This is a genomic window from Streptomyces sp. ID05-39B, from assembly GCF_033794725.1.
GTDB classification, from domain to species: Bacteria; Actinomycetota; Actinomycetes; order Streptomycetales; family Streptomycetaceae; genus Streptomyces; species Streptomyces bobili.
On record NZ_JARGEF010000287.1, the window covers coordinates 1 to 9,544 of the forward strand.

Sequence of the window (9,544 nt, forward strand, 5' to 3'; positions counted from 1 at the left end):
GTGGTGGTGGGGGTGGGGAGGTGAGAGTCCGTGGGGTGCGTCTCTTGGGTGCCCATACGGTGACAATAGCCAACGCCTGTCCCTGTCAGCCCGCTCGGCTGCACCCAGCCCGTCCGGCGCTCGAGGACGAGGCCGTTCAGGCCGACAGCGGGGGTCCGGGGGCGGCAGCCCCCAGGCACGGCACCCCCTGCCCACCCGCACGACTGACCGTCCGCGCGGCCTCACCGCTCCGCCCGGCGGGCCTCCCGCACGCGCCGCAGCCGGTTCACCGTCACCGGATCGTGCGCCAACGCCCTCGCGTCATCCAGCAGCGCGTTCAGCAGCTGGTAGTACCGCACGGGTGACAGATCCAGCTCCTCCCGGATCGCCCGCTCCTTCGCGCCGGGCCCCGAGAACCCGCGCCGCTCCAGGGCGAGAATGTCCCGCTCCCTCGCCCCGAGCCCTTCCTCCTGCTCCATCCCCGCACCGTAGCCCAACGGCTCAGCCGGCGGAGCCGCTCTCCGCGGTGGTGGCCGTGGTCTGGAGCTGGCCGAGGACGCCCGCCGGGCTGCCGCCCGGCTGCACGGCCTGCCCGATCCGCTTCTTCACATCGGCGCTGACGGCCGCCCAGGAGGTGCGTCCCACCGGGTACAGCTCGGACACGGGCAGCTGGTCGAGGAAGGGCTTGAGGTCGCCGTCCTGGGAGGCGGCGGTCATGGTCTGGGAGGCGGAGTTGGTGACGGGCAGCAGGTCGTACTCGCGGGAGAAGGCGAGGACGTTCTTCTCGCTGTAGACGAAGGTCAGGAAGTCCTTGATCTGCTCGGTGTGCCCGTTCTTCCTGAACGCGGTCATCCAGTCGGCGACGCCCATGGAGACCTTGGTCGGCCCGTCGACGCCCGGCATCGGGACCATGCCGAACTTCACGCCCTTCGCGGCGGCCGCCTTCATCAGCGAGGGGTGCCCGTTGAGCATGCCGACCTGTCCGGCGGCGAACGCGGAGAAGGCGTCGGCCCGGTTGAGCCTGCCTGGCGCGACCGGCCCGGTGAGTCCCTTGCCGACCAGCTCGTTCTTCAGCCAGGTGAAGGTGTGGACGTTCTCGGTGGAGTCGATGCTGTAGCCGGTGGCGGTCTCGGCGTAGCCGCCCCCACCGCTGAGCAGCCACTGCATGGTCTCGGCCTGCGCCTCTTCGGGGCCGAGGGGCAGGGCGTACGGATATTTCACACCGTCCGACTTCAGCGCCTCCGCGTCCTCGGCCAGCTCGGACCAGGTGGTCGGCGCGGTGAGGCCGGCCTTGGCGAAGAGGGTCTTGTTGTAGAACAGCAGCCGCGTCGAGGAGGCGAACGGCATGCCGTACTGCACGCCTCGTACCTCGCCGGCGTCGGCGAGCTGGGGCACGAAGTCGGCCTGGGCGGGGATGGAGAGGACGTCGCCGGCCTTGTGGAGGAGGTCCTGGGCGGCGTAGTCGGAGTAGGCGCCGATCTGCGCCATGTCGGGGGCCTTGCCCGCGTCGACGAGCTTCTTGACCTCGCGGTCGACGTCGTTCCAGGAGTGGACGGTGACCTCGACGGTGACGCCGGGGTGGTCCTTCTCGTAGGCCTCGACGAGTTCGCCCCAGTACTTCTCGGAGCTGTTGGCGGCGCTGTCGCCGTAGTCGGCGGCGACGAGTCTCAGGGTGACGTCGCCGGAGTCACCGGTGAGCCCGCAGCCGGCGAGGACCGCCGTCATGCTCAGGGCGGATGCCACCGCGATCGGTCCCGACTTCGCTGCCCGCCACTGCACAGTGCTCTCCCGCTCCCCTGACGGCCGTGCCCGCGTGCACACACGATGCACACATAAATGCTCCGACCAATGAAACCGCTATCCGGAACAAGGTCTACACCACGTAGTGGACTAGACCTCTCACGGGTCCTCGGGTCACACTGTCTCCGTGAGACATGTCATCGCCCTCGATGTGGGCGGCACCGGGATGAAAGCCGCCCTCGTCGGGGCGGACGGCGCGCTGCTGCACCGGGCCCGCCGGGCCACCGGCCGCGAACGCGGCCCCGAGGAGGTCGTCGCCGGCATCCTCGACTTCGCCGCCGAGCTGCGGGCGTACGGCGTCGAGCACCTCGGCGAGAGCGCTGCCGCGGCGGGGGTCGCGGTCCCCGGCATCGTCGACGAGGCGAACGGGATCGCCGTCTACGCCGCCAACCTCGGCTGGCGCGACGTCGACCTGCGGCGGCTGCTCACCCGCCGCCTCGGTGGCATTCCGGTGGCCCTCGGCCACGACGTGCGCACCGGAGGACTCGCGGAGGGACGTATCGGCGCGGGTCAGGGCGCCGACCGCTTCCTCTTCGTGGCCCTCGGCACGGGCATCGCGGGCGCCATCGGCGTGGACGGCCGGGTGGAGGCGGGCGCGCACGGCTTCGCGGGCGAGATCGGCCACATCGTCGTACGACCCGGCGGGACGCCCTGCCCCTGCGGACAGCGCGGCTGCCTGGAGCGGTTCGCGTCGGCGGCGGCGGTCGGCGAGGCGTGGGCGGCGGCCTGCGGGGACCCGGAGGCGGACGCCGCGGACTGCGCCAAGGCCGTCACGTCCGGGGACCCGAACGCCGTCCGGATCTGGCAGCAGGCCGTCGACGCACTCGCCGACGGCCTGGTCACCGCCCTCACCCTGCTGGACCCGCGCACCCTCATCATCGGTGGCGGCCTGGCCGAGGCGGGGGAAACCTTGTTCACACCGCTGCGGAGCGCCGTCCGCCGGCGGGTCACCTTCCAGAAACTCCCGGACATCGCCCCGGCGGCGCTGGGCGACACAGCCGGATGCCGGGGCGCGGGACTGCTGGCCTGGGATCTCCTCGATTCGACCGACCGCACGGAGGTAACGTCCTGATGGCCACCCCCTCAGGGGCGCGACAAGCCGCGACGCACCCGCAGGTACTCACCGGCGCCACGGTGGTGCTGCCCACCGGCACGGTGCCCGACGGCCGGGTGACCATCGACGGCACCAGGATCGCCCCCGACGCCACCCAGGGCACCGCCCAGGTGATCGACGTACGAAATCACTGGCTGGTCCCCGGCTTCGTCGACCTGCACAACCACGGCGGCGGCGGAGCCTCCTTCTCCGGCACCGCCGAGGACGTGCAGCAGGCCGTCCACGCCCACCGCCGTCACGGCACCACCACCCTCGTCGCGTCCACCGTCACCGACGACATGGACGTCCTGGTCCGCCAGGCCGGCCTGCTGAGTGAGCTGGCCGAGCAGGGTGACCTGGCCGGTATCCACTTCGAGGGCCCGTTCATCTCGCCGTGCCGTAAGGGCGCGCACTCGGAGGCGCTGCTGCGCGACCCGGATCCGGCGGAGGTGCGCAAGCTGATCGACGCGGCGCGCGGCAGGGCGAGGATGGTCACGCTGGCGACCGAGCTGCCGGGCGGCATCGACTCCGTACGGCTGCTGGCCGAGCACGGGGTGATCGCGGCCGTGGGTCACACGGACGCCACGTACGAGCAGACGGTGGAGGCGATCGAGGCGGGGGCGACGGTCGCCACCCACCTCTTCAACGCGATGCCCCCGCTCGGGCACCGCGCGCCGGGCCCGATCGCCGCGCTGCTGGAGGACGAGCGGGTGACGGTCGAGCTGATCAACGACGGCGTCCATCTGCATCCGGCCGCGCTGGAGCTGGCGTTCCACCGGGCGGGGGCGGGCCGGGTCGCGTTCATCACGGACGCGATGGACGCGGCGGGCATCGGCGACGGCCGTTACATGCTCGGCCCGCTGGAGGTCGAGGTCAGTGAGGGCGTGGCCCGGCTGGTGGAGGGCGGTTCGATCGCCGGCTCCACGCTGACGCTGGACCGGGCGTTCAAGCGGGCGGTGACCGTGGACCGGCTGCCGGTTCAGGACGTGGTGGCGGCCCTGTCCGCGAACCCGGCCCGGCTGCTGGGCATGGACGACCGGGTGGGGTCCCTGGAGCCGGGCAAGGACGCCGACCTGGTGCTGCTGGACGAGAACTTCGACCTCAAGGGCGTGATGAGGCAGGGGGTTTGGGTGGTGGAGCCCCAACTGGCCTGAAATACGCGCCGGCCGAGCGCGCGTGAGAGACGGTGGCCGACCCCGGGACTGGGCCGGCCACCGTCCCTTTGGCATGATCAGGACGTCCGGAAGGACGTATTCACGCGAACAGCGGGCGAACCGCAGGTGACCGGGGGAGGTCGGACCAGGGTGATTCTCACGGTCACGGTGAACACCGCTCTCGACGTCACGTACCGCGTCCCCGCCCTGCTCCCGCACGCCACGCACCGGGTGACCGAGGTGACCGAACGCCCCGGCGGCAAGGGACTGAACGTGGCACGCGTCCTGGCCGCCCTCGGACACGAGGTGACGGTCACCGGTTTCGCGGGCGGCCCCACGGGCCGTGTCGTACGGGATCTGCTCACCGGCGTGACGGACGCGCTGGTGCCGTGCGCGGCCCCGACCCGCCGGACCGTCGCCGTCGTCGACGAACGCACCGGCGACGCCACGCAGTTCAACGAACCCGGCCCGGTCGTCACCCCCGCCGAGTGGTCCGCGTTCCAGGAGTCGTACGAGCCTCTGGTGGCCGGCGCCGACGCGGTGGCCCTGTGCGGCAGCCTGCCGCCGGGGGTGCCGGTGGGCGCGTACGCGAGCCTGGTGCGCACCGCGCGGGCGGCGGGCGTGCCGGTGCTGCTGGACACCAGTGGTGAGGCGCTGCGCCGGGCGGTCGCCGCACGCCCCGATCTGATCAAGCCGAACGCCGATGAACTGGCCGAACTGACCGGCTCCCACGAGCCGTTGCGTGCGACGCAGGACGCCCGTCGGCGCGGCGCCCGCTCGGTGGTGGCGTCCCTGGGCCCGCAGGGCCTGGTCGCGGCGACCCCGGAGGGCCGCTGGCGGGCCACCCCGCCGGCCCGCCTGCGCGGCAACCCGACGGGCGCCGGGGACGCGGTCTGCGCGGGCCTGCTCTCCGGCCTGGTCGAGCGCCTCCCCTGGCCCCGCACCCTGGCCCGAGCGGTCGCCCTGTCCGCGGCGACGGTCCTGTCCCCGACGGCCGGCGATTTCGACCGGTCGGTCTACGAGGACCTGGTGGGCAGGGTGGCGGTGACCGGCGAGGTCACCGCGGCCTGAGCGCGGTGGTTACTCCGTGACCTGGCCCTTCTTCAGCCAGAACTGGTCCAGGAGCACATTGCACTTGTCGCCGTTCTCGCAGGAGAGGGTGATGGTGTTGGTGCCCTTGGTGAGGGTGGGCCAGGCGTAGGTGGTGGTCCAGCCCTTCTCGAAGTTGCCCTGGGGGGCCTTCGCGTAGTTCTTCAGGCTGAGCGGCTGGCCGAACTTCTTGCCGTTGAACGTGAGGGTCATCGCCTGGTCCTCGCCCGGGGCGCTGTAGTGCGCGAACAGCGTGTACGCGCCGTCCTCGGGGATGCCGTCGACGCTCCAGGTGACGGAGTTGCCGACCTGGTTCATGGCGACGTAGATGCCACCGTCGGCCTCGGCGCCCTGGATGTCGGAGGCGAGGGCGGCGGTGCCACCGAGGCGCATGGCCTTGGCGTCGACCGTCGGCAGCTCGACCTCCTTCTCGGTGTCGCCGCTGCTGGAAGCACTGGGCGAGGCGCTCTGGGAGACGGTGGGCGGGGTGGAGGCCCCGTCGTCGGCCTTGTTGTCGTCGCCGGAGCCGCCGTTGGCCATCGCGACCGCGATACCGATGACGACGGCGGCGACCACCGCGACCGCGCCGATCAGCAGTCCCTTGGTGTTGGGGCCGCTGCCCCGGCCGCCGCCGCTGCCCTGGTAGCCCTGCTGCCGGTTGCCGGTGGGCACGCCTGCGCCGCCGGAGAAGTTCTCGGGTCCGGCGTGGTTGCCGTTCGGCTGGCCGTACCCGCCCTGCTGGGGCGGCACCGCCTGCTGCCCGTACTGCGCGGTCTGCTGCTGGCCGTACTGGCGCTCGCCGACCGGGCGCACCCGGTTCACCGACGGATATCCGTAGCCACCGCCGGACGGAGGCTGTGCTCCGTTGGCCTGGCCGTCGGCGTAGAGGTAGCCGAACGGGTCGTCGTCCTCGGGCGTACTCGCGCCGTTGTTGCCGGGCGTCATCCCTTCGTACTCCTCAACAGGTGCGGGGCGGATGTGGTTCGCGTATCCCTACGCGTCCCTACGTGCGGAGAAGTGCGAGCCTACCCGCTCCCGACCCGCCGAACGGGTGACTCGGATCGCATCGCTTCGGGCCACGGTGCGCTGACCTGGTGATCATCCGGCGCGTCGGTGCTGTTTGGGACGAGATCGTTTCTCTACGTACATCCGCTCGTCGGCGGACTTGAGCACCTCGTCCGCGGTCATCCCGCAGTGTGCCCAACCGATGCCGAAGCTGGCGCCCACCCGGACGGCCCGGCCCTCGGCGCGGATCGGCTGGATGATCTCGTTGCGCAGGCGTACGGCGAGGTCCTGGGCGTCGGCGCTGCCGAGGCCGTCGGCGAGGATCACGAACTCGTCGCCGCCGAGCCGGGCGACGGTGTCGCCGTCGCGGACCCCGCGGGTGAGCCGGCGGGCGACCTCGATGAGGACCGCGTCACCGGCGTTGTGCCCGAACCGGTCGTTGATCGACTTGAAGCCGTCGAGGTCGCAGAAGAGGACGGCGAGCCCCTTGGCTCCGTCGTCGCGGGCGCCGTCCTCGGGGGCGACGGTGTGCACGTGGTGGTCGTAGGCCTCGAAGCTCTCCGCGCCGTCGGTCCGGAAGTCGAAGCCGTGCCCGTTGGTGTCGAAGGCGGGGTGCCCCTGGGCGTCCATGGCGTCGATGGCGGCGGGGTGGGTGGACTGCGGGCGCTTGCAGAGCCGGGAGGAGAGGCGCGAGCGCAGCTCGGCGGAGTTCGGCAGGCCGGTGAGGGAGTCGTGGGAGGCGCGGTGGGCGAGCTGGAGTTCGCGGCGCTTGCGGTCCTCTATGTCCTCGACGTGTGTGAGGAGGAAGCGGGGTCCGTCGGCGGCGTCGGCGACGACGGAGTTGCGCAGCGACACCCACAGGTACGTGCCGTCGCGCCGGCCGAGGCGCAGTTCGGCCCGTCCGCCCTCGGCGGAGGTCCGCAGCAGGGTGCCTATGTCCTCGGGGTGGACGAGGTCGGAGAAGGAGTAGCGGCGCATCGCGGAGGCGGGGCGGCCCAGCAGGCGGCACAGGGCGTCGTTGGTGCGCAGGATCCGGCCGTGCTGGTCGCCGCCCATCTCGGCGATGGCCATGCCGGAGGGGGCGTACTCGAAGGCCTGACGGAAGCTTTCCTCGCTGGCGCGCAGGGCCTGCTGTTCGCGTTCGAGGCGGACCAGGGCGCGCTGCATGTTGGCGCGCAGACGCGCGTTGCTGATCGCGATGGCGGCCTGGAAGGCGTACATCTGGAGGGCCTCGCGGCCCCAGGCGCCTGGCCGCCGGCCGTTGCGCGGACGGTCCACGGAGAGGACGCCGATGAGTTCGCCGCAGGCGCCGTTGCCGCCGGGGGCGGCGGGCGTGTACATGGGGGCGAACAGCCGGTCGGAGGGGTGCCACTCGTCGTCGAAGCGGGGCGCGGGCCCGTCCGTGTACCACTGCGGGACGTCGTCGTCGTCGAGGACCCAGCCCTCGGTGTGGGGTATGAAGATCAGGTCGCCCCAGGTCTCGCCCATGCCCAGCCGCCGCTCCCAGGACTCGCGGGAGCCGACCCGGCCGGTGATGAAGGCCTCGGCCGCGGGGTCTCCGGCGAAGGCGGCGACGACGAGGTCACCGTCGGGGCGAACGAGGTTGACGCACGCCAGTTCGTATCCGAGGGCGGCCACGACGCCGTTGGCGACCGTCTGCAGCGTGTCGGCCAGGCTGCGGGCCGTGTTCATGTCGGCCATGACCTGGTGCAGTTGTCGCAGGGACGCAAGACGGACGTAAGGCTCCGACTCGGCCTCCATGCTCGCCCTCCCCCCGAGACTTCGCAGCGAATCAAGGGTTGTCTTCGGCGTAACGTCGTTTCTGTCGTTGCGCATGTCGTTGTGTCTGTGCACGTGTCTGCGTACGTGTCTGTACCTGTGACACCTCCGCCACTGAATCACAGCGCGCTGCCCACTCGGTACACAGGGTCAACAATTCCCCGGGCTTGTGACTCAAGTCACATAAGAACCTGAGCAATTGCGCGGGCTTTCTGTATTCTCCCTGTGCCTTTACTGAGCGTATGACTCCCCTGCCGGAGAGCGTACGGGAATCGGTCCCCCGGACAGATGCCGGACGTGCGCCGGACCTAGGGCGGACCTACGACCGCACTCGGGCGAAGGTCCGATGCGGGGCGGCCGGACCGGGGACTAGCGTGCGGAGCGTGCCTCCCGACCTGCTGAAGACCTCGCCCACCGTGCCCGCCCAGCCCGGCCCCTCCGGGCATGCTGTGGGGGTGAGCAACGACGAGTTCCGTGCGGCCATGTCCCGGCTGGCCGGCGGCGTGGTCCTGGTGACCGCGCAGGAGGCCCCACTGGACCCGGACGACCCGGGGTCGCCGGAGGGCGAGAACGCCGGGATGACGGCCACGGCCTTCCTGTCCGTCTCCCTGGAACCGCCCCTGGTGCTGGTCAGCCTGCGCACGGGCTCCCGGATGGACGACCTGATCGACGAGCAGCCCCTGTGGGGGGTGTCGGTGCTGTCGGAGAGCCAGCGGCACATCGCCGGACGCTTCGCGATGAAGGGCCGGCTCAGCGACCGGCTCCTCTTCGAGGACATCCCGTACACCCGGGGCGAGATCACCGGCGCCCCCCTGGTCGGCGGCGCGCTGGCCACCCTGGAGTGCCGTACCGAGCAGCGGGTGGAGGCCGGGGACCACACCCTGGTGATCGGCCGGGTGCTGAACGCGCGCGTGCCGAGCGCAGAGGGCGGGCCACTGCTCTATTTCAAGGGCCGCTATCGCCACCTGAACTGAACGGCAATTCAGTGGCCGCCCGCTGAACTCCCTTCCTACACTCCGCCCATGACCACGCCGCCGCTGACTTCCGCTCCGCGTCTCGAAGAAATAACCTCCGCAAATCTGGAAGCCGCTCTCGGCATTCGGGTCCTGCCCGAGCAGGAATTCGCGGTCTCCCCCGTGATGAAGTCCCTCGCCGAGGCCTATGTGCATCCCGGGGTCGCCTGGCCGCGTCTGATCGTCGACGGCGGACGCCCCGTCGGCTTCCTGATGGCCTTCCTCGACATCGAGTGGGGCGAGGACGGCACCCTGATCCGCTCCGGCCTGTGGCGGCTGAACATCGCCGCGGGCGAGCAGGGCCGCGGCTACGGCCGTTTCGCCGTCGAGTCCGTCGCCGAGCAGATCCGCCTCCGCGGCGGCACGGAGCTGTACGTCACCTGGCACCCCGGCGACCACGGCCCCGAGGGCTTCTACACCGGCCTGGGCTTCCGCGACACGGGGGAGCGGAGCGGGGACGAGACGGTGGGGGTACTGACACTGGACCGTGTACGAGCGTGAAGGCGCCCGACGGTCGCCGGCTTCCTCATCGGGTTCCTCGGCTCGCCGTCAGCCGGTTGCCGGCTCCTTGATTATACACATCTGCGTGTGCGGCAGAAGCAAAAAAGTAAAAACCTGGGTGCTCCCGGAAA

The 9,544-nt window shown here is 71.4% G+C and carries 9 protein-coding genes; 5 read left to right on the top strand and 4 right to left on the bottom strand.

The window, feature by feature from the left end:
• Positions 1-221: 221 nt before the first annotated feature.
• Together P1P75_RS36240 and P1P75_RS36245 are read right to left on the bottom strand one after the other, a co-directional pair.
• Complete coding sequence (locus P1P75_RS36240) at positions 222-458, bottom strand: DUF3263 domain-containing protein (RefSeq protein WP_319263492.1); 237 nt, start codon at positions 456-458, stop codon at positions 222-224.
• A 22-nt stretch (positions 459-480) separates the two neighbouring features.
• Entirely contained in the window at positions 481-1,704 is a 1,224-nt protein-coding gene (locus P1P75_RS36245) for an extracellular solute-binding protein (RefSeq protein ID WP_319263506.1), read from the bottom strand.
• Between the two features lie 202 nt (positions 1,705-1,906).
• On the opposite strand from P1P75_RS36245, the gene P1P75_RS36250 reads away from it, so the two are divergent.
• From P1P75_RS36250 to P1P75_RS36260, 3 genes are all read left to right on the top strand, one after another.
• Positions 1,907-2,851, top strand: a complete 945-nt coding sequence (locus tag P1P75_RS36250) for an ROK family protein (protein ID WP_319263494.1) — start codon at positions 1,907-1,909, stop codon at positions 2,849-2,851.
• Positions 2,851-4,026 (top strand): N-acetylglucosamine-6-phosphate deacetylase, encoded by a 1,176-nt coding sequence (gene nagA, locus P1P75_RS36255; RefSeq protein WP_319263496.1) that lies wholly within the window; start codon positions 2,851-2,853, stop codon positions 4,024-4,026. Before P1P75_RS36250 ends, nagA begins: the two co-directional genes overlap by 1 nt.
• Before the next feature lie 150 nt (positions 4,027-4,176).
• A complete protein-coding gene (locus tag P1P75_RS36260) occupies positions 4,177-5,097 on the top strand; it encodes a 1-phosphofructokinase family hexose kinase (RefSeq protein ID WP_319263498.1) in 921 nt (306 codons plus the stop codon).
• Positions 5,098-5,106: 9 nt separating this feature from the next.
• On the opposite strand, the gene P1P75_RS36265 is transcribed toward P1P75_RS36260, so the two are convergent.
• Together P1P75_RS36265 and cdgB are read right to left on the bottom strand one after the other, a co-directional pair.
• Positions 5,107-6,060: a carbohydrate-binding protein gene (locus tag P1P75_RS36265; RefSeq protein WP_319263499.1), complete on the bottom strand. Its 954-nt coding sequence runs from the start codon at positions 6,058-6,060 to the stop codon at positions 5,107-5,109.
• Positions 6,061-6,213: 153 nt separating this feature from the next.
• Positions 6,214-7,881 carry a diguanylate cyclase CdgB gene (gene cdgB / locus P1P75_RS36270; protein ID WP_319263501.1) on the bottom strand — a complete coding sequence of 556 codons (1,668 nt, stop codon included), beginning with the start codon at positions 7,879-7,881 and terminating at the stop codon, positions 6,214-6,216.
• Between the two features lie 401 nt (positions 7,882-8,282).
• Between cdgB and P1P75_RS36275 the strand changes: the two genes are divergently transcribed.
• Together P1P75_RS36275 and P1P75_RS36280 are read left to right on the top strand one after the other, a co-directional pair.
• Positions 8,283-8,873 (top strand): flavin reductase family protein, encoded by a 591-nt coding sequence (locus tag P1P75_RS36275; protein WP_319263503.1) that lies wholly within the window; start codon positions 8,283-8,285, stop codon positions 8,871-8,873.
• Between the two features lie 48 nt (positions 8,874-8,921).
• Positions 8,922-9,413 (top strand): GNAT family N-acetyltransferase, encoded by a 492-nt coding sequence (locus P1P75_RS36280; protein ID WP_319263505.1) that lies wholly within the window; start codon positions 8,922-8,924, stop codon positions 9,411-9,413.
• Positions 9,414-9,544 lie beyond the last annotated feature (131 nt).